General features: G+C 41.2%; 30 protein-coding genes and 1 tRNA gene. 21 read left to right on the forward strand and 10 right to left on the reverse strand.

The features are described from left to right. Nucleotides 1–55: 55 nt before the first annotated feature. The 4 genes from BV11031_RS05510 (at nt 56) to BV11031_RS05525 (ending at nt 4,625) form a co-directional block, all read left to right on the forward strand. Nucleotides 56–1,972 carry an LTA synthase family protein gene (locus tag BV11031_RS05510; RefSeq protein ID WP_010328233.1) on the forward strand — a complete coding sequence of 639 codons (1,917 nt, stop codon included), beginning with the start codon at nt 56–58 and terminating at the stop codon, nt 1,970–1,972. 81 nt (nt 1,973–2,053) lie between these two features. Further along, nucleotides 2,054–3,184: a M14 family metallopeptidase gene (locus tag BV11031_RS05515; protein WP_082246284.1), complete on the forward strand. Its 1,131-nt coding sequence runs from the start codon at nt 2,054–2,056 to the stop codon at nt 3,182–3,184. A gap of 68 nt (nt 3,185–3,252) precedes the next feature. Continuing rightward, a complete protein-coding gene (locus BV11031_RS05520) occupies nt 3,253–4,308 on the forward strand; it encodes a YqgU-like beta propeller domain-containing protein (RefSeq protein WP_010328235.1) in 1,056 nt (351 codons plus the stop codon). Between the two features lie 2 nt (nt 4,309–4,310). Next, on the forward strand, nt 4,311–4,625 hold the full coding sequence (locus BV11031_RS05525; RefSeq protein WP_010328236.1) for an MTH1187 family thiamine-binding protein: 315 nt from the start codon (nt 4,311–4,313) through the stop codon (nt 4,623–4,625). Between the two features lie 31 nt (nt 4,626–4,656). On the opposite strand, the gene BV11031_RS05530 is transcribed toward BV11031_RS05525, so the two are convergent. Continuing rightward, nucleotides 4,657–4,830, reverse strand: a complete 174-nt coding sequence (locus BV11031_RS05530; RefSeq protein WP_010328237.1) for a DUF2759 domain-containing protein — start codon at nt 4,828–4,830, stop codon at nt 4,657–4,659. Nucleotides 4,831–4,986: 156 nt separating this feature from the next. Between BV11031_RS05530 and BV11031_RS05535 the strand changes: the two genes are divergently transcribed. Next, nucleotides 4,987–5,622, forward strand: coding sequence for an MBL fold metallo-hydrolase (locus BV11031_RS05535; protein ID WP_010328238.1), 636 nt, complete (start codon nt 4,987–4,989; stop codon nt 5,620–5,622). 36 nt (nt 5,623–5,658) lie between these two features. Here BV11031_RS05535 and BV11031_RS05540 read toward each other — a convergent pair whose 3' ends face one another. Then, on the reverse strand, nt 5,659–5,904 hold the full coding sequence (locus BV11031_RS05540) for a DUF2626 domain-containing protein (protein WP_003226300.1): 246 nt from the start codon (nt 5,902–5,904) through the stop codon (nt 5,659–5,661). A 229-nt stretch (nt 5,905–6,133) separates the two neighbouring features. On the opposite strand from BV11031_RS05540, the gene mgsR reads away from it, so the two are divergent. Beyond that, on the forward strand, nt 6,134–6,511 hold the full coding sequence (gene mgsR / locus BV11031_RS05545) for a transcriptional regulator MgsR (protein ID WP_010328239.1): 378 nt from the start codon (nt 6,134–6,136) through the stop codon (nt 6,509–6,511). A gap of 66 nt (nt 6,512–6,577) precedes the next feature. Here mgsR and BV11031_RS05550 read toward each other — a convergent pair. Next, a tRNA-Gln gene (locus BV11031_RS05550) sits at nt 6,578–6,648 on the reverse strand. 89 nt (nt 6,649–6,737) lie between these two features. Between BV11031_RS05550 and BV11031_RS05555 the strand changes: the two genes are divergently transcribed. Beyond that, nucleotides 6,738–7,574 carry an STAS domain-containing protein gene (locus BV11031_RS05555; protein WP_010328240.1) on the forward strand — a complete coding sequence of 279 codons (837 nt, stop codon included), beginning with the start codon at nt 6,738–6,740 and terminating at the stop codon, nt 7,572–7,574. A 58-nt stretch (nt 7,575–7,632) separates the two neighbouring features. Here BV11031_RS05555 and BV11031_RS05560 read toward each other — a convergent pair whose 3' ends face one another. Continuing rightward, nucleotides 7,633–8,961, reverse strand: coding sequence for a hemolysin family protein (locus tag BV11031_RS05560; RefSeq protein WP_026014433.1), 1,329 nt, complete (start codon nt 8,959–8,961; stop codon nt 7,633–7,635). A 145-nt stretch (nt 8,962–9,106) separates the two neighbouring features. Here BV11031_RS05560 and BV11031_RS05565 point away from each other — a divergent pair, with 145 nt between their 5' ends. Both BV11031_RS05565 and BV11031_RS05570 read left to right on the forward strand, forming a co-directional pair. After that, nucleotides 9,107–10,060 carry a magnesium transporter CorA gene (locus BV11031_RS05565; protein WP_010328242.1) on the forward strand — a complete coding sequence of 318 codons (954 nt, stop codon included), beginning with the start codon at nt 9,107–9,109 and terminating at the stop codon, nt 10,058–10,060. Nucleotides 10,061–10,124: 64 nt separating this feature from the next. After that, a complete protein-coding gene (locus BV11031_RS05570) occupies nt 10,125–10,535 on the forward strand; it encodes a CBS domain-containing protein (protein ID WP_010328018.1) in 411 nt (136 codons plus the stop codon). Between the two features lie 144 nt (nt 10,536–10,679). Here BV11031_RS05570 and BV11031_RS05575 read toward each other — a convergent pair whose 3' ends face one another. Next, nucleotides 10,680–12,032 carry an IS1182 family transposase gene (locus BV11031_RS05575; RefSeq protein WP_129550697.1) on the reverse strand — a complete coding sequence of 451 codons (1,353 nt, stop codon included), beginning with the start codon at nt 12,030–12,032 and terminating at the stop codon, nt 10,680–10,682. Nucleotides 12,033–12,328: 296 nt separating this feature from the next. On the opposite strand from BV11031_RS05575, the gene comGA reads away from it, so the two are divergent. The 8 genes from comGA to BV11031_RS05620 all read left to right on the forward strand — a co-directional run bounded on the left by comGA (nt 12,329) and on the right by BV11031_RS05620 (nt 16,517). Beyond that, the gene (comGA, locus tag BV11031_RS05585; RefSeq protein WP_010328244.1) at nt 12,329–13,399 is read left to right on the forward strand and encodes a competence protein ComGA; all 1,071 of its coding nucleotides are present in this window, start codon (nt 12,329–12,331) and stop codon (nt 13,397–13,399) included. Then, nucleotides 13,386–14,423: a competence type IV pilus assembly protein ComGB gene (gene comGB, locus BV11031_RS05590; protein ID WP_010328245.1), complete on the forward strand. Its 1,038-nt coding sequence runs from the start codon at nt 13,386–13,388 to the stop codon at nt 14,421–14,423. Before comGA ends, comGB begins: the two co-directional genes overlap by 14 nt. 13 nt (nt 14,424–14,436) lie before the next feature. Then, nucleotides 14,437–14,733: a comG operon protein ComGC gene (gene comGC, locus BV11031_RS05595; protein ID WP_010328246.1), complete on the forward strand. Its 297-nt coding sequence runs from the start codon at nt 14,437–14,439 to the stop codon at nt 14,731–14,733. Continuing rightward, on the forward strand, nt 14,723–15,151 hold the full coding sequence (gene comGD / locus BV11031_RS05600) for a competence type IV pilus minor pilin ComGD (protein WP_010328247.1): 429 nt from the start codon (nt 14,723–14,725) through the stop codon (nt 15,149–15,151). Before comGC ends, comGD begins: the two co-directional genes overlap by 11 nt. Beyond that, nucleotides 15,135–15,482, forward strand: coding sequence for a competence type IV pilus minor pilin ComGE (gene comGE, locus BV11031_RS05605; RefSeq protein ID WP_010328248.1), 348 nt, complete (start codon nt 15,135–15,137; stop codon nt 15,480–15,482). The genes comGD and comGE overlap by 17 nt, the downstream gene beginning before the upstream one ends. Before the next feature lie 25 nt (nt 15,483–15,507). Further along, a complete protein-coding gene (gene comGF, locus BV11031_RS05610; protein WP_026014434.1) occupies nt 15,508–15,891 on the forward strand; it encodes a competence type IV pilus minor pilin ComGF in 384 nt (127 codons plus the stop codon). Then, a complete protein-coding gene (gene comGG / locus BV11031_RS05615; RefSeq protein WP_010328250.1) occupies nt 15,892–16,266 on the forward strand; it encodes a competence type IV pilus minor pilin ComGG in 375 nt (124 codons plus the stop codon). Nucleotides 16,267–16,337: 71 nt separating this feature from the next. Next, nucleotides 16,338–16,517: a YqzE family protein gene (locus BV11031_RS05620; protein WP_010328251.1), complete on the forward strand. Its 180-nt coding sequence runs from the start codon at nt 16,338–16,340 to the stop codon at nt 16,515–16,517. Between the two features lie 43 nt (nt 16,518–16,560). On the opposite strand, the gene BV11031_RS05625 is transcribed toward BV11031_RS05620, so the two are convergent. Continuing rightward, on the reverse strand, nt 16,561–16,887 hold the full coding sequence (locus BV11031_RS05625) for a YqzG/YhdC family protein (protein WP_026014435.1): 327 nt from the start codon (nt 16,885–16,887) through the stop codon (nt 16,561–16,563). A gap of 268 nt (nt 16,888–17,155) precedes the next feature. On the opposite strand from BV11031_RS05625, the gene tapA reads away from it, so the two are divergent. The 4 genes from tapA (at nt 17,156) to BV11031_RS05645 (ending at nt 20,815) form a co-directional block, all read left to right on the forward strand. Beyond that, nucleotides 17,156–17,920, forward strand: a complete 765-nt coding sequence (tapA, locus tag BV11031_RS05630; protein WP_010328253.1) for an amyloid fiber anchoring/assembly protein TapA — start codon at nt 17,156–17,158, stop codon at nt 17,918–17,920. Continuing rightward, nucleotides 17,904–18,476 carry a signal peptidase I SipW gene (gene sipW, locus BV11031_RS05635; protein WP_082246288.1) on the forward strand — a complete coding sequence of 191 codons (573 nt, stop codon included), beginning with the start codon at nt 17,904–17,906 and terminating at the stop codon, nt 18,474–18,476. Before tapA ends, sipW begins: the two co-directional genes overlap by 17 nt. 62 nt (nt 18,477–18,538) lie before the next feature. Next, nucleotides 18,539–19,324, forward strand: coding sequence for a biofilm matrix protein TasA (gene tasA, locus BV11031_RS05640; protein ID WP_010328256.1), 786 nt, complete (start codon nt 18,539–18,541; stop codon nt 19,322–19,324). Nucleotides 19,325–19,462: 138 nt separating this feature from the next. Next, the gene (locus tag BV11031_RS05645) at nt 19,463–20,815 is read left to right on the forward strand and encodes an IS1182 family transposase (protein WP_129550698.1); all 1,353 of its coding nucleotides are present in this window, start codon (nt 19,463–19,465) and stop codon (nt 20,813–20,815) included. A gap of 179 nt (nt 20,816–20,994) precedes the next feature. Here BV11031_RS05645 and sinR read toward each other — a convergent pair whose 3' ends face one another. The 4 genes from sinR to BV11031_RS05665 all read right to left on the reverse strand — a co-directional run bounded on the left by sinR (nt 20,995) and on the right by BV11031_RS05665 (nt 24,208). Further along, nucleotides 20,995–21,330 (reverse strand): transcriptional regulator SinR, encoded by a 336-nt coding sequence (sinR, locus tag BV11031_RS05650; RefSeq protein ID WP_003226345.1) that lies wholly within the window; start codon nt 21,328–21,330, stop codon nt 20,995–20,997. Nucleotides 21,331–21,363: 33 nt separating this feature from the next. Beyond that, entirely contained in the window at nt 21,364–21,537 is a 174-nt protein-coding gene (gene sinI, locus BV11031_RS05655) for an anti-repressor SinI (protein WP_010328257.1), read from the reverse strand. Nucleotides 21,538–21,719: 182 nt separating this feature from the next. After that, nucleotides 21,720–22,514, reverse strand: a complete 795-nt coding sequence (locus BV11031_RS05660) for a YqhG family protein (RefSeq protein WP_010328258.1) — start codon at nt 22,512–22,514, stop codon at nt 21,720–21,722. Nucleotides 22,515–22,534: 20 nt separating this feature from the next. Beyond that, nucleotides 22,535–24,208 carry a DEAD/DEAH box helicase gene (locus BV11031_RS05665; RefSeq protein WP_010328259.1) on the reverse strand — a complete coding sequence of 558 codons (1,674 nt, stop codon included), beginning with the start codon at nt 24,206–24,208 and terminating at the stop codon, nt 22,535–22,537. Nucleotides 24,209–24,276 lie beyond the last annotated feature (68 nt).

Raw genomic sequence — 24,276 nt, forward strand, 5'->3', positions numbered from 1 at the left:
TAATGAGAATGTTAGGAATAGACTGATTTTTGAGCGTGCTGCATAGGAGGTTGAAATGCGAAAAACGTTTTTTTCGAAGATTTCATTTATGCTGATTGCCATTTTATTGATGTGGCTGAAAACGTATGCTGTTTACAAAACCAGTTTTCATATTAAAATCGACAATCTAACGCAGGAATTTATTCTGTTTATCAATCCATTAAGCTTTTTACTGCTCATTTTTGGCTTCAGCCTGTTTTTAAAAGGTAAAATCAGAAATCGTTACATTATTGCGATGAGCTGTCTTGTCACATTTGTATTGCTGGCGAATATGGTTTTTTACCGTTTTTACAATGATTTCTTAACGATCCCTGTTCTTTTTCAAACGAGCAATATGGGTGATCTCGGAAGCAGCATCGGAACACTTCTAGAGCCGACAGACCTCCTATTGGCGGTAGATATTGCAGTTTTAATATGGCTTCACTCCCGGCAAAAAGCTTTTCGATCGGACATTCCCTCCACGAAAAATGAACGTGCGGCATATTTTCTGTTTGTTGCTTCTGTTTATTTCTTCAATTTGGGCTTGTCTGAAGCGGAAAGACCTCAGCTGTTGACACGTTCATTTGACAGGGAAATGCTTGTTAAAAACATCAGTTTGTTTAACTTTCATGTTTACGACGGTGTTCTTCAATCAAAGCAGTCGGCCCAAAGAGCTTTAGCTGACAGCAACAGCCTCACGGAAATTGAAAACTATGTAACCGCTAATGCGAAAGATGCCAACAAAAGCTTATTCGGCGCTGCAAAAGGAAGGAACGTCATTCTTGTATCCTTAGAATCAACGCAAAGCTTTGTGGTTAATGAAAAGGTGAATGGGCAAGAAATTACCCCTTTTCTGAATGACTTTATCAAACAGAGCTACAACTTTAGTAATGTTTACCACCAAACCGGCCAAGGGAAAACATCGGATTCTGAATTTATCGTGGATAATTCACTGTATCCGCTTGGACGAGGCGCCGTGTTTTTTACAAATGCAGGCAACGAATACAGGGCCGCGCCTGAGATTTTGAAAAACAGCGGTTACTATTCAGCTGTCCTTCACGCTAATAATAAAAGCTTTTGGAATCGGGATTTAATGTACGAATCGCTTGGATATGATTCGTTTTTAGATATCAACTCTTACGATGTGACTGACAAAAATTCAGTTGGCTGGGGACTGAAGGATAAAGAATTTTTTGAGCAGTCTTCAGAGCTGATGAAAAATCTGCCTCAGCCGTTTTATTCGAGGCTGATTACACTGACAAACCACTTCCCGTTTGATCTTGATGAAGAGGACAAATTGATTGATGAATATGATTCAAGCAGCAAGACGCTAAATAAATACTTCCCTACTGTACGTTATCAAGATGAGGCGCTGAAACGGTTTATCGATAAGCTGAAAGAAGACGGGTTATACGACAACTCTATTATTGTATTATACGGTGACCATTACGGAATATCGGAAAACCACAATGAAGCGATGGGGCAATTTTTAGGGAAAGAGATTACACCATTTGAAGAAGTGCAGCTCCAAAAGGTGCCGCTTGTCATTCATATTCCCGGCATTACCGATAAAAAGCCGCAAACCATTGAAACAGTGGGCGGACAGATTGATATCAGGCCGACGCTGATGAATCTTTTAGGGATTGAAACGAAAGATCAAATTCAATTTGGAAACGATTTGCTTTCACAGGAAAAACTGGACTTTACCGTACTCCGAGACGGGAGCTTTATCACGGATCAGGTTGTATACACTGACGGTGTTTGTTATGACAAAGAGACCGGTAAGCCGCTAAAAGAGGCAAAACAGTGTGAAGCATTTGCTGATAAAGCGAAACAGGAGCTATCACTTTCTGATGAAATCATCTATGGGGATTTGTTGCGATTTTACGATCAGAAAAGGCTGTACAATTCGTCAAAACGTAAAGAAAAACAAATGCTTGATCAGGCATCGTAATTACAATGTCTCCCCCATCAAAGTGGCGGGAGGCTTTCTTTTTTTAAATACGCTGTCATATAGTAACAAAAAAGGGGGATGATGATGGCGTTTATTACGGTGAAACCTGAGATCAAGCACAATTTGGCCAGAGTGGCGAGAGAGCTGAAGATAGACGAGGAACTGCTGAAAAGTGCAAATCGTTCCGCACAGAAGCACCAATTGTATTGTCCTGGTTATATAATTCAAGAAAATCACGATAAGGAACTTCAAACCATTCAGGAGATCAAGAACTTTTTACAGCCTCGGCAGCTTGATCTTTCTGATAACTGGATCAAACAAGAAAAAATCTATGATGGTGCAGCGGTTGAAAAGGAAGTAAAGAAGATCATTCATGTGTTTCCTTTTGTTTCGTGCAGGGAAATCGGCCGTTCTGTACTTGGCAGACCAATCTGGGAGCTGAAGGCTGGCGGGGAGCATGCGGAAAAAAAGGTTCATATGAACGCCTCATTTCATGCGAATGAATGGATCACCACATCTGTCCTGCTGAAATGGTTTAAGGAATACTGCATGTCATTATGCTGCAACTCGCCTTTCTTTGGTTTTTCTCCTATGAAGCTGTTCAGCAGCACTTCTTTGTCTCTCGTTCCTCTTGTCAATCCGGATGGCGTTGATTTAGTCTTGAATGGATCAGAAGGCATGGGAACCAGAAAAGAGGAGCTCGAACGGCTAAATGGCCATCGCCCGAATTTTAATGAATGGAAGGCAAACATAAACGGGGTTGATTTAAATAAACAATTTCCGTCATTATGGGAAATTGAGAAACACCGCAAGCCGACAGCACCCAGCTACCGCGATTACCCGGGAACCACTCCGCTTACGGAACCGGAATCCACTGCGATGTACCGTCTGGTAACGGAGAATCCGCCTGACAGACTGCTGGCTCTCCATACTCAGGGAGAAGAAATTTATTGGGGTTACAAAGGCCTTGAGCCTGAAGAATCTGCTGCAGTCATAAAGGATTTTGAGAAGGTAAGCGGGAACATTTATAAAGGGATAAGAGATATAGACAGCTATGCGGGGTTTCGCGATTGGTTTATTCACCATTATTTTAAAGAAGGGTATACGGTGGAACTTGGAAAAGGTCAAAACCCTTTGCCGTTTCAGCAGTTATCACATATTTATCACGCGACAAGCGGCATTTTGTGGAGGTCGCTATGTTTTCATGAATAACTGAAAACTTTTTCTTTTTTCTGCCGCAGCAAATATGCGACAATAAAGATGATCGGAGGGGAAGGCTGATGAGATCAGTTTGTTTCATGCTGCTGTCGGCTTTGCTGTTTAGTTTAATGGCATGCGAACCATCTCATCAGCAGCAAAAACAGGCATCGGCGGCAAAAGATGAGGAAAAAGATATTATTCCGCTTTCCGCGGAAAAAGCGGATGGAGCAGAGGGCTGGCTTACGAACAGCACAATTTTATATACCGCGTCCGATCCGACGAAAACAGAGCTTTTTTCGTACAGCATCTTTACCGGCAAAGAGAAAAAGCTTTATCGGACAGATGGACAAATCGTTGATGTTCAAATAAATTCAAGGAAGCAGATGATTCTTCTCCAAATTACGCACAGCCATAAGACAGCAGTGGTATTGCTTAATGCAAAAGGTGAGACGCTTTACCAAAAAGAATATGAAACATATGAGCTCGAGACTGCTTGGAATCAGTATGATCCATATCAAATGATGATTACGGTATTCTCTGAAAACTGGGACTTTCATACATATCAGGTGAATGCCAAAAAAGACGATTCTACCTTAAGTCCGGTACAGGTTCCGTTTATTCATTGGACATCCAAAAGCACATTTGATTATGTAAGAGAGGGAAGAGACGATAAGTCAGGGTCTTTATACTCGTTTGATACGGCCTCGAAAACGGAACAGAAGCTCGGGGATGACGTTCTTTTCTTTGATTCTTTTCATCAAATGAGTTTTACTGTCAAATCAGCTTCCGGACAAAAAGGGACGTATCATTTTACTACGCCGCAATCAAAATCGCCAGTTACAGTGGAATTGCCGCTTCAAACGAAATATACAAGTTTGGCTCCGATGGAATATGATTATGATGAAACAAAAGGCCTGTTTTATACGTTTAAAAGAAGCGGCGACGCATATAAGCTCGCAGCTGTCAATGTGTCATCAGGAAAGGCAAAAGATATGTTCTCTCTGCAGGAAATGGAGCCGATTCAAATTTCTCCGAATGGAAAATATGCGTTATACGGCTTTCATTTTGAGCAGATCATTTCATTAAAATCACATAAAATGAAGCAACTCATTATTGATCAAAAGGAGATGGAATAACAATGGCTATCGCAGATGTAACCATTATCCCAATCGGAACGGAAACACCTAGTGTGAGTGCTTACGTGGCCGATGTGCAAAAGATTTTAGAAGGATATCAAGCAAAAGGGAAAATCAAATATCAGCTGACACCGATGAATACGCTGATCGAGGGAGAACTTAGTGACCTTTTCACAGTCATTCAGGAAATTCACGAAGCCCCATTTCAAAAAGGGCTGCACAGAGTGGCGACAAACATCCGAATTGATGACAGGCGTGACAAAAAAACAACGCTTGAAAGCAAAATAGAAAGTGTCAATAAACATTTACAGCAATAAAAACAAACCTGTATCCGATTGGATACAGGTTTTAATGTGCTGTTGGATAGCCGCTGTTTATCACGGTCATCACGGTAAACCAACCAAAGACAAATAAGGTGGCTCCGGCCAATAAAAAACCAAGTATGTTTTTATTTTTAACAGAACGCAAGACTCCCCATAAAGCGAAAAGAGTGACAAGGCCGAAAATCACGACTAGTAACATTACGCAGCCCCCTTTTACATTGAAAAACCTGCAATTCTTTCCATTTTTATTCTACCTGTTTTTTATAGGTTTGTCGATAGCGTTTTCATTGCGATTGTTTGAATCTTTTTTCAAAAACCCTCATAATAGGAGCATAAAAAGAAAGAGGTGATGATAGTGAAATGGAGACGAATGCCAGTTGGGCCGATTCAAGCGAACGCATATTTTCTCATCAATGATGATCAATGCCTGATTTTTGATCCGGGCGGCGAAGGAAATAAAATCAATCAATACATAAAAGAAAAAGGGCTGACGCCTTTAGCCATTTTGCTTACACATGCCCATTTTGACCATATTGGGGCGCTTGATGAAGTGAGAGAAAAGTGGAATATTCCTGTATATCTGCATCAAAATGAGAAGAATTGGCTTACGGATGCCTCTTTAAACGGCTCCGGCATGCTGCGGGGAATAGAAGTCACAGCTAAACCTGCAGATCATTTCATTGAAGGGGACGGTGAGCTGAACATCGGGCCGTTTCATTTGGAAACATTATTTACACCGGGACACTCACCAGGCAGTGTTTCTTACTATGCGAAGGATGCTGACTTGGTGATCTCCGGAGATGTCCTGTTTCAAGGCGGGATAGGGCGTACGGATTTAATAGGAGGCGATCAAGAGACGCTGCTGACGTCCATTCATGAAAAACTGCTTACGCTGCCGGAGCACACGCTGGTGTTAAGCGGTCATGGCCCTGAAACAGACGTGCAGACTGAGCAGGATCAAAATCCGTTTTTAAATGGATTTTCATTGTAAAAAAGAGACAAACCGATAAGGTTTGTCTCTTTGCATTTAATGGCCTCCTCCGCCGGGCACCATAATAAAAATCGAGTAATATGTAAAGCCGGCAAAGAAAATCGTTAAATAAGCACCAAAAATATAGATATACATGCGTTCAGTTAAGTTCAGATACGATAGAAATACAAATAAGATCGTCTGTCCAAAAAATAATAGGGAAGCATCTTTCATATCACCCAAATAAAACATGACTGCAAAAATTCCCGTCCAAAATCCTAACACCCGGAACATGCGATTCATTTTTATCCCCTCCCGAATCCCTCTGACTGTTATTATAATAGATCACACCTAGAAATGTAAACATTTTCATTATTGTTATACAAATGGAATTTGTTCCTTTGATTGTGTTTTCTATTATATGAATGGTTTTTAAAAAATAATTCAAAAAAAAGTTCTTTTAATGGTTTAAATAAAAAATGATCCGGGTAGTTATTCTACAAAGAGATGGTTAACTGAGGAGGAAAAAGAAATGGAACAAATCATTTTTTACTCATATCCAAGCTGCACGTCATGCCGAAAAACAAAACATTGGCTTAAAGCACATCAAGTCGAATTTAATGAACGGCACTTATTCAGAGAAACACCGACAGTAGAAGAATTAAAGTACATTTTATCGTTAACGACAGAAGGTATTGATGAAATTTTAGCGACAAGAAGCCAGACCTTCAAAAATTTAAATCTAAACATCGAAGAGATGACCGTAAATGAGGTGCTGGAACTTTTAATCGAGAAGCCGAAGCTTTTGCGACGTCCGATTCTTGTAGACAACAAAAAGCTGGTGATCGGGTATAATCCGGGAGAACTGTTGAAGTTATCGAAGAAGAAAACGGTTCATCAATCTGCATGATGAAAAACCGAAGATCCGCTGATTTATTTGAATCAGCTTATCTTCGGTTTTTCACCTGTTCAGAAACTGGGCTAGCTGGATTCGAACCAACGATCACGGAGTCAAAGTCCATTGCCTTACCGCTTGGCTATAGCCCATCGAATGTAAACATAGTATGTGTAGAGAAAGACGCATTATACATATGAAACATCATTTTTCAAAAAAAAACAGGAGGTAGCTCATTAAGATGATAGCTCTTGATCAGCATGTAACAGAGCACAAAGAAGATATTATCAAACAATGGCTGGAAACTTGCGCATCAAAAGGAAGTTGGCTGCAGTCCGCTAAGGATCAAAAAAAGTTAGAACAAAAGTTAAAAGACCAGCATGAATCATTAGTGACCATCGTGGCGAAATCCCTTAGAAAAGAAGACGTAAAGGATGAGCTCAATCGATGGTCTCTTCAATGCGCCAGAGACCGAGTTGTTCATGAAGTAAGTGTAACAGAAAGTGTCGGCCAGTTTAACGCCTTCAGGCACATCATGTTTGAATGGATCCAGACGTTCAGCGAAGCCTTTTCTCAAGAAATCGGTATTCAGGATATTTATGAGTGGAGCCGGATCTTGAATCAAACCATTGATGAGATCATCGAAGTGTTTACTGGAGAATATTCACAAGTTACAATGATACAATTAAACGCGCAAAAAGAAATGATTAATGAATTGAGTGCGCCGATAATGCCGATCTCTGACGGGATAGGGATTCTTCCGCTTGTCGGTGAAATTGATACGTACAGAGCGAGGACGATTTTGGAGTCGGTGCTGCAGCAATGCTCAGCGTTAAAACTTTCCTATTTATTTTTAGATATTTCGGGCGTTCCCATCGTTGATACAATGGTGGCTTATCAAATTTTCAAAGTGATTGACAGCACCAAACTGCTCGGAATTGAGACGATTATTTCAGGAATCAGGCCGGAGATTGCCCAGACTGTGGTAAAGCTTGGTCTTGATTTTTCGAATGTGAAAACCGAGCAAAGTCTTGCTAAAGCCCTGGCGAATAAAGGATTTAAAATAGAAGAATCATGATGTCCTGAACCATCATGATCATGTTCATTCTGGAAAAAGCTGAACAGCCTCCCTTGGGCTATTCAGCTTTTTTAACTTCTATAAATAAAATGTGATGGTTGTCGATGTCTTTCACCTTAAAAGTGTAGCCATCATATTCAATCACACTTTCAGCCTCGGCGTCTATATTTCGGGTCAGAAACCAGCCGCCCAACGTGTCCACTTCTGCTTCTGATAAATCTGTTCCAAGCAGGTTGTTTACATCGCTGATTAATAATTTTGCATTTAATAAATAGTGATTCTTTCCGAGCTCGCGGATATGAGGCACCTCATCCGCGTCAAATTCATCGCGAATTTCTCCTACAATTTCTTCGATTATGTCCTCGACAGTGACCAAACCGGAAGTCCCGCCGTACTCATCAATAAGAATCGCCATATGGGTGCGTTCCTTTTGCATTTTCAGCAGTAATTTATAAACCGGAATTGTCTCAATAACATGGATAACGGGCTGAATGAAAGGTTCAATTTGCTGCTTGTTGAGTGAAAAATTTGCCGTCAGCATTGTAAACAGCACTTCTTTCATATTGATGACGCCAATGACGTTATCTTTATCCTCTCTTACCACGGGGTACCGTGTATATTTCGTTTCCTTTACTGTTTCTTGCAGACTTGGGATTGCATCTTCATCAAGTGACAAACTAACCATTTCATTTCGCGGAACCATGATTTCCTTTGCCATTCGTTTATCAAAGGTGAAGATGTTATCCACGTATTTTAATTCACTTTTTCTGATTTCGCCGCTTTTATAGCTTTCAGCCAAAAGAACCCGCAGTTCTTCCTCTGTATACGCCAGTTCATGCTCTGATGCCGGCTTCAGCCCAAACAACCCTGTAATCAATCTGGCAGAGTGGTTCAGCAGCCAAATGAATGGAAACATGATTTTATAAAACCAAATCAGCGGTTTGGCGAGCATTAAGGTAATGCTCTCTGCTTTTTGAATGGCGAAACTCTTTGGCGCCAGCTCCCCGATGACGACATTTAAATACGTCACCGCTAAAAAGGCAATGACAAGGGAAAGAAGGTGGGTGAGCGATTCATTTAACCCCGCTTTATGAAAAAGGGGGCGAAGCAGGGTTTGCACGGTCGGTTCCCCCAGCCAACCCAGTCCTAAAGCTGCCACTGTAATGCCCAGCTGGCAGGCAGATAAATATTCATCAAGGTGAGTGATGACGTGCCTTGCCGCTTTAGCACCTTTTTTTCCCTTTGCGACAAGCTGGTCAATTCTGGATCGCCGCACTTTTACAATGGAAAATTCTGCGGCGACAAAAAATCCTGTTAACAAAATGAGAATAGCGACTGCTAGTAAACTGATAAATTCCAAAATAGCTGCCTTCTCTAAGGAAGGCATGCACCTCCCTTTTTCCGATGTCTTTTTAGATCCATACCACCGGAAAATGCACACAAAACATGTGTGTGGAAGCGGCTGACTGGTTTAGTGATGCCTATCTTGGGCAATTAAAGAATAAAAGAATAAAAGTTTGGAGGAGCTTGTCATGAAGGCACATACGGGAAAGGATTGGTTTTGGTACCAAATGGGGCCTCAGGAAAGAGATAAGGCAAGAGATCTGATCCACTTTTCTCACTGGCCTCAATGTGAAAAGTGGTTTGAAAATAATCACCATGTCAACTTTTTGCGCGTAGACACAAATGAAACGGAAAATGAAGCGGTATTTGGCTCAATTGTATATGATCAGGGGGTGGATGAGGAAAACGACCATACCGTTTTTCACTTTTATATTACCAGGCAATATTTTTTTACAATAAACTTTGATTTTTCGATTTTGAAGGGGATTAAGGGAAAACAAGTAGTCCAGCAAATGGAAAGAGCGGACAATGCCATAGAGGGATTTTTAATCCTTCTTGGTGAATTAATGAATGCCTATCTAATCGGTATAGATGAATTTGAAGTAAAGCTGAGAAAGCTTAGATGGCAAATCAAAGACGACAATAGTAAAAGCATTTTAAACCGCGTTCATCTCCTGCACCATGAGCTGATGACCTGGAAAAACTTAATTCTAAGCGCCAAAAAAATCGAAATGGCGTTGAAGGAAACCTTTTTGCCGCATAATAAAGGAGAAAAGGATTATCAGCGGGTACACCTGAAAATTGACAGGGGGGTTACATACATTAGGGAATTTGAAAAGGAGCTTAATAGTTTGCTGCATTCAGAGGAAGTCATTACCTCTCACAGAGGAAATGAAATTGTAAAAGCGCTGACCATCTTTACGACGCTTTTTACGCCGGTTACAGGACTGGGGGCTCTCTGGGGAATGAACTTTTCGGTGATGCCAGAGCTGAATTGGAAGTACGGATATCTTATTTCCCTCCTATTGATTATCACGTCTACGGTCTTGATCTACCTGTATTTGATGAAGAAAGGCTGGACGGGAGATATGCTGCAGGAGGGGAAGAAGAAAAAGAAATCTCGAAAAAGGCGGACATTGTAGGAGATGTTTCATTTTTTGTGCAGCGGATAAACAATAAATAGAACACGGTAAAGGAGGAATGGAAATGAAAATAAGAGACATCATGACAAAGAATGTGGAATGCTGTGAACCAACCGCTTCAATCATGGAACTAGCGAAACAGATGAGAGACTCCAATGTCGGTTCTATTCCAATCTGTGAAAATGGCACACTTAAGGGGATTGTTTCTGATCGCGATATTGTGACGAGATGCTTAGCTGAAAATCAGGTGGATGCAAAAGCGAGTGACATCATGAGCGCTGACACCGTATCCGGCCATCCCGATATGTCTGCTGAAGAAGCGAGTCAGCTTATGGCAGAGCACCAAATCCGCCGTTTACCGATTCTTGAAAACGAACGAATTGCCGGTATTGTGGCATTAGGCGATCTTTCCGTTGAGAAGGATACTGATCAAAAAGCCGGAGAAGCATTAAGTGAAATTTCTAAACCAGCATAACGAAAGATGAAGTGAAGCAGACATGATCACCATGTCTGCTCAGCTTGTAGAGAAAACGACGTTTTTTCTACAAGCTTTTTTGTTTTCTACTGTTTCTTTAGTTGTTCAGCGGATTTCAAAAACTGAAAAAGAGCTCCCACATACCTAGCCCTGCTTGGCTAGGTATGTGGCAATCTTCTTCATGTTCTGGCATGCGGCTGTGAGGAGAACTTGTTCACTCACATTCCGTTTTCCCCTCAACCTGCAATAGCGAAGCCCATGCAGCTGTTTTGAATCTGCAAAGCTTCGCTCTATTTTTTCTTTTCTTTTTTTATAGAGGTTTTTTCCTGAAACAGATAAGCGATTTTGTCTGATCTTTTCTTTGTGGTCCTCCCATACATGCCGGGTGATGACCTTTTGGCGGTTCTTTGATCTTGTGCATTGTTCAAGCAATGGGCACGCGAAACAGGTTTCAGGATTTGATTTATATGACCGGTAGCCTTTTCGGTCAGTTGTTGAGTATGTAAGTGTTTGCTGGTTCGGGCAAATGTATCTGTCTTGTTCACTGTCATAATGAAACTTCCATTTTGGAAACAAGCCTCTAGTAGGGTGATATCGTCTATGCGCAATAACGCCAAAAATATGGCGGTCAGCTAATCCTTTACAGATCGGAGTCGTCAAATAACCAGAATCAAGAGCGACGGCTTCTACTTCAAAATCAAATCGTGCAATTTGGTGATCTAATCGGTCAAGATAGGGCACAGAATCATGGACATTTCCAGGCGTGACATAGGCGTCGGTGATAATGTTATGTTTCATATCCGTTGTTCGGTGATCTAAGTAAAAGAAACCCTCCGGTTTGTTTTCACGATACATATATCCACTTTCAGGGTCAGTTGTACTGTGGCGGATCTCTTTTTCAGCTTTCACCTCCTCTTTGGCTGGTAATGGCTTTTTTCCGTGCTCCTCCCGATCTTCTTGAATGGCTTCATTTAAATCTTTGATATAGTTTTGTGTATCCTGTTCAATCGTTTTTCTTGTGTATTTGTGCTTGTTGGCATTGGCTTTCAGATGAGTTGAATCAGTGAAAAGGACACGTCCGCCCACCATATCATGATTGATGGCCTGAAGAACGATCTCATCAAAAATGTCTTGGAAAATCGTTGTATCTTTAAAGCGTGTGCGTCTGTTCCAGCTGATGGTGGAGTGGTGCGGAACTGGGTCATTGATATTCAGGCCCAAAAACCATCTGTACTTCATATTGTAGTAAATTTCTTTTTCAAGCTGTCTTTCTGAACGGATACCGTAGAGGTAGCCGATAAACATCATTTTGAATAAAATCAGCGGATCGAGTGAGGGGCGGCCTTTGTTTTCGCTGTAGTAAGGCTTAACCTTTTCAATGATAAAAGAGAAGTCTATGTGTTTATCGATTTTTCGAAGCAAATGATCCTCTTCGACGAGTTGGTCAAGCAGAACAAATTCGGCTGCGTTTTGAGAAGAATTTCTTGTGTGGAACATAAGAAAGACACCATCCTTTTTAGTCTTTCTTTTATTTTATTACACGTGAATGGATATTTTAAGGAAAAATAAAGGCTGTCGAGATTTTCTCGACAGCCTGAGCAGACATGATCACCATGTCTGCTTTTTTATTGAGAAAATAATAAAACCAATGCGGTATATTCAGCTGAAACAATCTTTTTTGCCAGCAGGAATTGATTTTTCTACATATAACATCCCGGGAAAATCACTTTTTCTCCATTTGATTACCAGTCTTTATTTTTCTACAATACGCATGGAAAGGAGAGGGAATCAAATTGGATTCAATAGAAATGATAAGCAGAACCTTAATTGAAGAGGCGTATTCAACAAAGGCTTCTGACATTCACATTGTGCCGAGGGAGCGGGACGCCGTCATTCATTTCCGGGTAGATCATGCCTTGTTGAAAAAAAGGAACATGAAAAAAGAAGAGTGTGTAAGACTGATTTCGCATTTTAAATTTCTCTCGGCGATGGACATAGGGGAAAGACGAAAACCGCAAAATGGTTCGCTGACGTTAAAGCTAGAGGAGGGACATGTTCATTTAAGAATGTCGACACTCCCCACAATTAATGAAGAAAGCCTCGTGATCAGAGTGATGCCTCAATACAATATCCCTTCGATCGATAAACTGTCATTATTTCCGAAGACGGGAGCCACTTTACTCTCATTTTTAAAACATTCACACGGCATGCTCATTTTTACAGGGCCAACTGGTTCAGGGAAGACGACAACATTATACTCTCTCGTTCAATATGCAAAAAAACATTTTAATCGAAATATCGTCACACTGGAAGACCCTGTTGAAACAAGGGATGAGGATGTTCTGCAGGTGCAGGTGAATGAAAAAGCGGGTGTGACATATTCGGCAGGTCTGAAGGCTATTTTGCGCCATGACCCGGATATGATTATTTTAGGTGAGATCAGAGACGCGGAAACAGCTGAAATCGCAGTACGGGCAGCGATGACGGGGCATTTGGTGCTGACGAGCCTTCATACGAGAGATGCGAAGGGCGCGATTTACAGGCTGCTTGAATTCGGCATTAATATGAATGAAATCGAACAGACTGTCATTGCGGTAGCGGCTCAGCGTTTGGTTGATTTAACTTGCCCGTTTTGTGAAAACGGATGTTCATCGTTGTATTGCCGCCAGTCACGAAACACCAGAAGAGCAAGCGTTTATGAACTGCTTTACGGAAAAAACCTTCAGCAATGCATTCAGGAGGCAAAAGGAAATCATGCAAATTACCAATATCAAACACTGCGTCAAATTATTAGAAAAGGAATTGCACTCGGCTACTTGACCACAAATAACTATGACCGGTGGGTTTATCATGAAACAGATTAGAAAAACTTGGCCGTTAAAGGATCAAGCCTTGTTATTGAAGCGGCTTGGTGAAATGATGGCGGGCGGATATACGCTTATGGATGGATTACGCCTGATGAAACTTCAGTTGAATAAGAGGCAGGCGGCCGCCTTGGCTGACGTGGTCACTCGTTTGAGGGAAGGGGCTCCGTTTTATCAAGTATTAAAGAGTTTGTCATTTCATAAGGAAGCTATAGGCATTTGTTATTTTGCTGTAACACATGGTGAATTGCCTTCTGCCATGATCCAGAGCGGAGAGCTTCTGGAACGAAAACTGGCACAGGCAGACGAGCTGAAAAGGGTGCTGCGCTATCCGCTTTTCCTCATCTTTACAGTCGCTGTCATGTTTTATATGTTACAGTCCATCATCATTCCTCAGTTTTCCGACATTTATCAATCGATGAATATGAAAACCTCACGTTTTACTGATATGCTTTTCGCTTTTTTTCAGCATATTGATCTGTTGGTCATTCTGACGGCTTTTTTTGCAGCAGGTATCGGGCTTTATTATTGGGTTGTGTTTAAGAAAAAACCGCCTGCTCGGCAAATGCTTATTTGTGTCAGGATCCCTTTCGTTGGAAACCTAATCAGGCTGTTTAACAGCTACTTTTTTTCTTTGCAGCTAAGCAGCCTTTTACAATCAGGCCTCTCCATTTATGACAGCCTAAATGCATTTAAACAACAAACGTTTCTCCCTTTTTACCGCTGCGAGGCTGAGCAAGTGATTGAACGGTTAAAAGCTGGTGAATCAATTGAAGCCGCTATTTGTGACAGCCCTTTTTATGAAAAGGATTTTTCAAAGGTCATATCTCACGGCCAGCTGAGCGGCCGCCTGGATCGGGAGCTTTTCACATACAGCCAGTTCATATTGCAGCGGCTGGAACACAAGGCGCAAAAATGGACAGGCATCCTTCAGCCTGTGATTTATGGGTTTGTTGCTGCGATGATCTTATTTGTGTATTTGTCTATGCTCTTGCCTATGTATCAGATGATGAATCAAATATGAAAGGAAGAGGCCGATGAATGAGAAAGGATTTACACTTGTTGAAATGCTAATTGTGCTCTTTATTATTTCAATCTTGCTTTTAATTACGATACCGAACGTCACGAAACATAATCAAACCATTCAGAAAAAAGGGTGCGAGGGCCTGCAAAATATGATTAAGGCGCAAATGACTGCATTTGAGCTCGACCATGAAGGGCAAACTCCGAGCCTTGTTGATTTACAGTCAGAGGGCTATGTGAAAAAGGATGCAGTTTGTCCAAATGGGAAACACATTATCATCACTGGCGGAGAAGTTAAGGTTGAACATTAAATTAAAGGAGGAGGGATTTACTCTTTTAGAAAGTTTGCTTGTGTTAAGTCTCGCCTCTATCCTCTTAATTGCGGTGTTTACCGCACTTCCTCCTGTTTATGGGAATACAGCCGTTCGTCAGGCGGCATGGCAGCTGAAAAGTGATATTTTGCTTGCGCAGCAGACTGCAATGTCCAGTCATCAAAGAACAAAAATTCTCGTTCACAGAAAAGAGTATCAGTTAGTCACGGATGAAACGGTGATTGAAAGATCCTATCCGACAGGACTTTCTATAGAGCTGCTGACACTCAAAGACCGTTTGGAATTTAATGAGAAAGGGCATCCGAATACAGGCGGGAAATTACGCGTAAAAGGACATGCCGCTTATGACATCACAGTTTATTTAGGGAGCGGAAGAGTTAATGTGGAGAGAAAATAAGGGTTTTTCTACAATAGAAACAATGTCTGCGCTAAGCCTGTGGCTGTTTTTATTGCTGACAGTCGTGCCCTTGTGGAGCAAACTGATAGCTGATGAAGATATGGCGAAATCACGAGAGATCGGGTATCAGATCATGAATGAAAGCATAAGCGAATATATGATGACTGGTGAAGGAACTGCTTCAAAAACAGTTGCGAAACACAATAATATCTATGCGCTGAAGTGGGAGGAGGAGGGGGATTATCAAACCGTATGCATCTCAGCAGCAGCTTATAAAGAAAAACCATTTTGCCTCAGCATTATGCGAACAGACTGGCTTTACGCTTCTTAACGTACTATTTTCGCTTTCCGTCTTTTTGCTCTTATCAGGATCGTTAGCTATGATCTTTCATCTGTTTTTGTTGCGCCAGCAGGAACATGAGGGTTTCACAGAGCAAGAATGGATGATTTCGGTGGAGCAAATGATGAACGAGTGCAAGCAGTCACCCGCAGTCAAGACAGCCGAGCGTGGGAGCGTGTTGATCTGTACCACTTCTTCTGGGCAAGATATCCGTTTTGAAGCCTATCACTCCATGATACGAAAAAGGGTGGATGGCAAAGGGCATGTTCCGATTCTAGATCATATCACAGCGATGAAAGCTGAGATTGAAAACGGGATTGTTTTGATGAAAGTTGAAAGTGAGAATCAAGAAGTGTATCAAACTGCATTTCCCGTTTACCCGTATTTAGGAGGAGGGTGAATGTATCGCACGAGAGGTTTTATATATCCCGCTGTTCTTTTTATATCCGCACTTGTGCTTCTGGTCGTGAACTTTACTGCTGCTCAGTATATTTCGCGCTGCATGTTTGAAAAGGAAACAAAAGAGTTATATATAGGAGAAAATTTACTTCAGAATGGTGCGCTATTGTCCATAAGGCATATCCTTGGGCAACGGAAAGGCCAAAAGGGTTCACAGCAGTTTACATATGGGCAGGTGTCTTATGACATTTATGAGACATCGATAAAAGAGCAAAAAGAAATTAACTTAAAAGCCATGACAGAGTCAGGAACCGAAAGAACTGCACAACTAGTGTTTGATCAAAAACAGAAACAACTGCTGAGCTGGACGGAATGAAGCAAAGAAAGGAGGTATAAAAAAAGTCCTGTGAGCCAACACTCATAATAATTGAATGATGAGGTGATCACGTGAAAACGAATGATTATGTCAAATACATGACTCAACAACTTGTCAAATATATAGATACCCCAAAAGATGAGCGAAAAGAACGAAAAGATGTACGGAAAGAAACAAAAATACCTGCTTCACAGCAGTGGTTCGGTATTTTCCCCTATGGTTTCAAGTTATGGCTAAAGCGAAAAAAATAATTGCACAGATATAGTGAATAAGGTCCTTCTTAAATGGAGGACCTTATTGATATTCTTCTAATATGGCAATTTTATGAACCTTTTGGCTATACGGATTGAATGAAATTGTGACAAATACGCCAAATTCCTTTGATCCTTCCTTTAGGGTTAAATGGTATTGCTTCACTGCCTCATCTTTTCTTTTGCGGTCCCATACTTTTTGTTTGAACAGTACCTGTGCGAGCGGGTACCTTTTTTTTGCTTCTTTCACTGCAAGCTCTTCCCATTTAGATATGTGGCGGGCGGCCATAAGCGGCATTTCTTCTGCGTGAGCGGCAGAGGTGCCGAAAACGAGAAGAGAAAGACAAATCACACACGGTTTGATCATTATGCTGTCACCCTTTCCTTGTTTATGTTTTCCAAATCATAATTGGATATGCATCTGCTTTCTCACAAAGCAATCCCAAAAATTTCAAAAATATAAAAAGATGAGCAATACTGAGTAAGACTTTGTAAGATGGCGAAAATATTCGTTTAAACGAACAAAATGGTCGATTTTGGTGTTTTTCAAACCATTAAACGTTGAATATACTTTATGTATAGTTCTTTAAAAAGAACAAATATCATATTACGTTACAGTGTTCTACAGGAGGTAAGAGATGTTTCGATTGTTCCGCAATCAGCTAAAAGCGATGACGAAACTGAAAGTGCTGCTTTTTTTTCAGCTTTCAGTCATTTTCAGTCTGACTGCCGCGATTTGCTTACAAATTTCCGGTGACACAAGCGCTGCTTTTCATGATACAGAAACATTAAATATGTCACTTCAAACGTGTAAAGACTTTCAGCATACAGATAAAAACTGTCATTACGATAAACGCTGGGACCAAAGTGATTTGCACCTGTCAGATCAAACGAATACGAAAGGCACTGTATGCTCACCTGTCACTTTATTTGCTAAGTTCGAAAATACAGGTGAGAAACTGAAGAAATCAAAATGGAAGTGGGAGCTTCATAAGCTGGAAAACGCCCGCAAGCCATTAAAGGATGGAAACGTGATCGAAAAAGGGTTCATTTCCAAGCAAATTGGCGATTCACTATATAAAATCGAAACGAAGAAAAAAATGAAACCCGGCATGTATGTATTTAAAGTATATAAACCGGCCGGATATCCTGCAGACGGCAGTACTTTTGAGTGGTCGGAGCCAATGACGCTTGCAAGGTGCGATGAAAAACCGACAGTCCCGAAAAAAGAAACGAAGCCTGCCGTCAAAAAGGCGAAGGAAACATCACAAAAGGATATGCAAGAAAAAACAAATGAAGAGGACGGACCTCAAGAAGCGGTAACAACGAAAGATAAAGATACTCAATCAGTTGAGAAGGAAAGCGGGGAAGAGGATGAAAAAAGCAATGAAGATGATCAGTAATATTCTCTACGTGATCATCTTTACTCTCATTATTGTACTTACGCTTGTCGTGATATCAACTCGTTCATCCGGGGGAGAACCGGCAGTGTTTGGATACACGCTGAAATCAGTTCTCTCGGGTTCAATGGAGCCCGAGTTCAACACAGGTTCTTTAATATTGGTCAAAGAAATCACCGATGTGAAAGAGCTTCAAAAGGGTGACGTCATTACATTTATGCAGGATGAACATACGGCGGTCACCCACAGGATTGTTGATGTGACGAAGCAAGGAGACCATTTGTTGTTTAAAACAAAAGGGGACAATAACGCCGCAGCTGATTCAGCGCTTGTATCGGACGAAAATGTCCGAGCGCAATATACGGGTTTTCAGCTCCCATATGCCGGCTATATGCTTCATTTTGCCAGCCAGCCAATCGGAACAGCTGTTTTACTGATTGTTCCCGGCGTGATGCTGCTGGTGTACGCTTTTGTGACGATCACTAGCGCCTTTAGAGAAATTGAAAGAAAGACAAAAGCTTTGGAAACAGATACAAAGGACAGCACGATGTCCACTTAACTTCAGTTGTAAACCTGGAAACAGGTTTCGATATAAATCATTCAATAAAAGGGGAGTTTGCCATGGGCATGAAAAAGAAATTAAGTTTAGGAGTTGCTTCCGCAGCACTAGGATTAGCTTTAGTGGGAGGAGGAACATGGGCAGCTTTTAATGACATTAAATCAACGGATGCTACTTTTGCGTCAGGTACACTTGATTTATCTGCTAAGGAAAATTCAGCAAGTGTCAATTTATCAAATTTAAAGCCGGGAGACAAATTGACGAAAGACTTCCAATTTGAAAATAACGGCACACTTGCGATTAAAGAAGTATTAATGGCGCTGAATTACGGTGAATTTAAAGCAAACGGCGGCAGCAATACATCAGCAGAAGATTTTCTAAGCCAGTTTGAAGTAACAGTATTGACAGTAGGAAAAGAGGGCGGCAATGGATACCCTAAAAATATTATCTTAGATGATGCCAACCTCAAGGACTTGTATTTGATGTCTGCTAAAAATGATGCAAAGGCTGCTGAAAAAATCAAAAAACAAATTGACCCTAAATTTTTACATGCAAGCGGTAAAGTCAATGTAGCCACAATTGACGGTACAACCGCTCCAGAATATGATGGTGTTCCAAAGACACCGATTGATTTTGATCAGGTTCAAATGGAGATCCAATTTAAAGATGATAAAACAAAAGACGAAAACGGCCTAATGGTTCAAAATAAATACCAAGGCAACTCAGTACAGCTTCAATTCTCGTTTGAAGCAACACAGTGGAACGGTTTGACAGTCAAAAAGGAACATACTGAAAAAGACGGTTACATTAAAGAAAATGAAAAAGCGCACAGTGAGGATAAAAATTAATAACATCGTGAAGGCCCAGTATTAATATACTGGGCCTTCAGGCTGTCGAGAAAATCTCGACAGCCTTTATTTTTCCTTAAAATATCCATTCTTCTGTAATAAAATAAAAGAAAGACTAAAAAGGACGGTGTCTTTCTCATGTTCCACACAAGAAATTCTTCTCAAAACGCAGCTGAATTTGTTCTGCTTGACCAACTCGTCGAAGAGGATCACCTGCTTCGAAAAATTGATAAACACATTGACTTCTCTTTTATCATTGAAAAGGTTAAGCCTTACTACAGCGAAAACAAAGGCCGCCCCTCACTCGATCCGCTGATTTTATTCAAAATGATGTTTATCGGCTACCTCTACGGTATCCGTTCAGAAAGACAGCTTGAAAAAGAAATTTATTACAATATGGCGTACAGATGGTTTTTGGGCCTGAATATCAATGACCCAGTTCCGCACCACTCCACCATCAGCTGGAACAGACGCACACGCTTTAAAGATACAACGATTTTCCAAGACATTTTTGATGAGGTCGTTCTTCAGGCCATCAATCATGATATGGTGGGCGGACGTGTCCTTTTCACTGATTCAACTCATCTGAAAGCCAATGCCAACAAGCACAAATACACAAGAAAAACGATTGAACAGGATACACAAAACTATATCAAAGATTTAAATGAAGCCATTCAAGAAGATCGAGAGGAGCACGGAAAAAAGCCATTACCGGCCAAAGAGGAGGTGAAAGCTGAAAAAGAGATCCGCCACAGTACCACTGATCCGGAAAGTGGTTATATGTATCGCGAAAACAAACCGGAGGGTTTCTTTTACTTAGATCACCGAACAACGGATATGAAACATAACATTATCACCGACGCCTATGTTACGCCTGGAAATGTCCATGATTCTGTGCCTTATCTTGACCGATTAGATCACCAAATTGCACGATTTGATTTTGAAGTAGAAGCCGTCGCTCTTGATTCTGGTTATTTGACGACTCCGATCTGTAAAGGGTTAGCTGACCGCCATATTTTTGGCGTTATTGCGCATAGACGATATCACCCTACTAGAGGCTTGTTTCCAAAATGGAAGTTTCATTATGACAGTGAAAAAGACAGATACATTTGCCCGAACCAGCAAACACTTACATACTCAACAACTGACCGAAAAGGCTACCGGTCATATAAATCAAATCCTGAAACCTGTTCCGCGTGCCCATTGCTTGAACAATGCACAAGATCAAAGCACCGCCAAAAGGTCATCACCCGGCATGTATGGGAGGACCACAAAGAAAAGGTCAGACAAAATCGCTTATCTGTTTCAGGAAAAACCCTCTATAAAAAAAGAAAAGAAAAAATAGAGCGAAGCTTTGCAGATTCAAAACAGCTGCATGGGCTTCGCTATTGCAGGTTGAGGGGAAAACGGAATGTGAGTGAACAAGTTCTCCTCACAGCCGCATGCCAGAACATGAAGAAGATTGCCACATACCTAGCTAAGCAGAGCTAGGTATGTGGGAGCTCTTTTTCAGTTTTTGAAATCCGCTGAACAACTAAAGAAACAGCAGAAAACAAAAAAGGCTTGTAGAAAAAACGTCGTTTTCTCTACAAGCTGAAGGCCCAGTATTAATATACTGGGCCTTCTTGATGTGTATTGACAAAAGAGGAGTCAGTGCCTCTGCTCAGGCACTACTCCTCTTTTTGGGATTTTCTCCATTTTTGATAATCTAAAAATTCACGAAATTGTTTTTTCGATACCCCGGATGTCATTGCATCGCGAACTAATTTCTCCCATTCACTATCTAATTGACCATCGTATTCGGTTTCATGTTTCTCATCGAGCAAAGTATGAACCGAGACGTCCAGAACAGCGGAGACTTTTTCGAGAAATTGAATGGAGGGGTTCGTTTGTAGATTTCGTTCTATTGAGCTTAAATAAGACTTCGCTACCCCAGCTTTTTCAGCTAGTTCTGATAGTGAGTAGCCTTTTTCTTTACGGTATTGTTTAATACGCTGGCCAATCAATGTCATCACCTTCCTTGTGATATTATAGCACATTCAGAAAGGATTTATGGTATGACTTCTGGCTGCCGGACCAGGATGAGCAGACTTTTTGTTTAAAAGTAAATATTTTCGTATTTCTTCCGGGCTGATATTTGCCTCTTTGGCTTTCATCATCAATTCAACCCATTCTTGATCTAATTCGAAGTGCTCTTGTTTTGCATTTTTCATGCAGTTTCTCCTCCTAAAATACTTGTTTATGTATTTCAGCCAGCCCGGCCATGACTCTTGTGTGCCTTCAGCGTCTCTGGAAGTCATTTGCCATTGAAATTACCAGAATTTTTTTCCAATACACCTTTATTATAATCGCATTTTTTCAAAAAAAACGAGAACGATGTCGAATGGCAAAAAAGTTAGCTTGAAATATTATTTTGCAAATAAAATAAACCGCCATTTTCAATTTCTATTGATATCTTCGGTTGATACAGGGATTTTAGCGCCTGTTTTTCTAGATGATACTCTTCTGGTTTTTCTTCTGTATGCTCATAAAACTTATCAAGCAATGACAAGTCATTCTCCCACCTGTTCACCGCCTGTTCTGCCCAGTCTGACGGCTCCTGCATAGCGGATTTGGCAATATAGTTTTCCATCCGCTTAAGGCCGCTTGCCGGTTTGATGATAGGTGATATGGTGAAGCAATAGTCACAGATGTGAGACGTCAGTGAAAGCTGTGTGAGCTTGCTTTGAAAATGTTCAATGATGGTTCCAGAGACTAGGTGAAGACCTAGTGACAATAGCTTATCCTTTTTCATGTCGGACTGGTATGAAATCGTGACATTTATACTAAGCCAAGGCTGAAGTGGGACTTTAGCTCCAGCTGACTCAATTTTCTCATACATTCTGGTAAATCTCCCATTTTGTTTAACAGCTTTGAACATTTGAAAAAGGCGGGGGGCCCCAAAATAAATAAATTCGCCATCTAGGTCTTTTGGTGCAGTTTCTTTATCTGTTATAAAAGTGATTTTCATCGGTTTCGGATCGCCGCCTGTCTTCTCGCGCCAGTGCCAGTAGAAAGGGCGGTTCATGATCTGTTTGTCCATTTCAACGGTAAGCTGCACTGTCATATAGCCGGAACCTTGATCGACGATCGGGCAGCTGTTTCCCTGGAAAAAACGAAGCAGAAAATCGTGAACCTCTTGCTGTCTCACTTATAAAACCTCCTTACAGGCTAAGATCCTCTTTTTTCAGCAGGCTGCTGTTTTTTATAAGACAAAAATGAGGTTAAGTTGTCCATTTTGATTTTCATTTCTTCTTCTGTTGCGGAATGGTACAAGATGTCGTGCAGGTGTTCTTCGAAATTGTTTACTTGAATTTTCGTTAATATATCGTCAAGTTCACCGACCACTTTTTCAAATAAATGAATTTTTTCATATAGCAGCTTTAAAATATGTTCTTCCACCGTATGTTTTGTCGCCATGTTGTAAATATGCACGTCACGCTCCTGACCGAGCCTGTGAATTCTTCCGATTCTCTGCTCAAGGCGCATCGGATTCCATGGCAGGTCATAGTTGATCATGTGATTGCAAAATTGCAGGTTAATTCCTTCTCCGCCGGCTTCAGTTGCAATCAGAACCTGGACCTTTCCTCGAAAAAGATCCTTCATCCAGTCTTTTTTCCCGCGCTTAAATCCGCCTCTGAAGGGCACGGAGCTGATGCCGTTTTGCTGAAGGAACCATTGGAGGTAAATCTGGGTTGCCCGATATTCTGTAAAAATAATGACCTTATCGTCTATCTTCTTGATCAGATCAACGACTTGCAGCGCTTTAGAGTTTTGTGTGACTTGGTTGATGCGGTCTATTAAAACCGAAATGGTGTTTTCATCAATCGCCGGTGCTTGTTTTTCTTTTTGATCGAGCATTTTTTTCAGCGTCATATATACCGCTTCTCTGCTTGAACAGCACTCTCTTTGCAATGTCATAATCGAGAACATGCTGGCCGGTTTATTGATGCCCTCCTTCAGACTGGAAATTTCATCGTAAAGCGCTTGTTCTGATGGAGAAAATTCAATCGGCACTGTTTCAACATGCCGCTGTTTCCAAGTCAGTCCAGTATCACGCCGCCTGTTTCGGATCATGACTTTATTTACAAGATCTTTTAAATGCTCATGCGCTTCTAAACTGGATTTCTTATTGGCGAACTCTTCTTGAAAGTGATTTTGACTGCCTAAATGGCCGGGTTTTAATAAGGACACCAAATTGAAAATTTCTTCGATACGGTTTTGAATTGGCGTCGCTGTAAGAAGCAGGCAATATTTTTTTACGAGATTCCGGACAAATTCATAGTTCTTCGTTTTGCTATTTTTCAGTTTGTGTGCCTCGTCAATAATAACGAGATCATATGGAATAGACAGCACGATTTCCCGGTGGGGCGAACGCTTTGCGGTATCGATTGATGAGACGACAATATCGCTCTGCTCCCACACGTAGCTTTTCTTTTGTTCAACGGCTGGGATCAAAAATTTTTCCTGAAGCTCTTTGACCCACTGCGACACAAGGGACGCGGGCACAAGGATCAAAATTTTCTTGGCTAATCCGCGAATCATATATTCTTTTAGAATCAGTCCCGCTTCAACTGTTTTCCCGAGACCCACCTCATCTGCTAAAATCGCTTTTCCGTTCATTTTTTCAACCACTTTTTGCGCAACCTCAAGCTGGTGCGGGAGCGGTGTAAAGGAAGGCAGGTATAAAGGAGCCCGTAAGCCTTTAAATTCAGGTATAGCTAATGTTTCCTGGATTTCTGCAGAGAGCTTGTACAGTTCCCAGTTCGCCCAAGGGCCATCATGTTGAAGCCTTTCCGCGAATTCTTCAGGCCATTTTGTATCGTAGATCAATTCTGCGTCCATTGCTTTGAAACCGCCTTTCTTATTCTTCGATTCTTAAAATGAACAATATCAGAAAAATCTGCCCAAAT

This window comes from Bacillus vallismortis (assembly GCF_004116955.1).
Taxonomy (GTDB): Bacteria; Bacillota; Bacilli; order Bacillales; family Bacillaceae; genus Bacillus; species Bacillus vallismortis.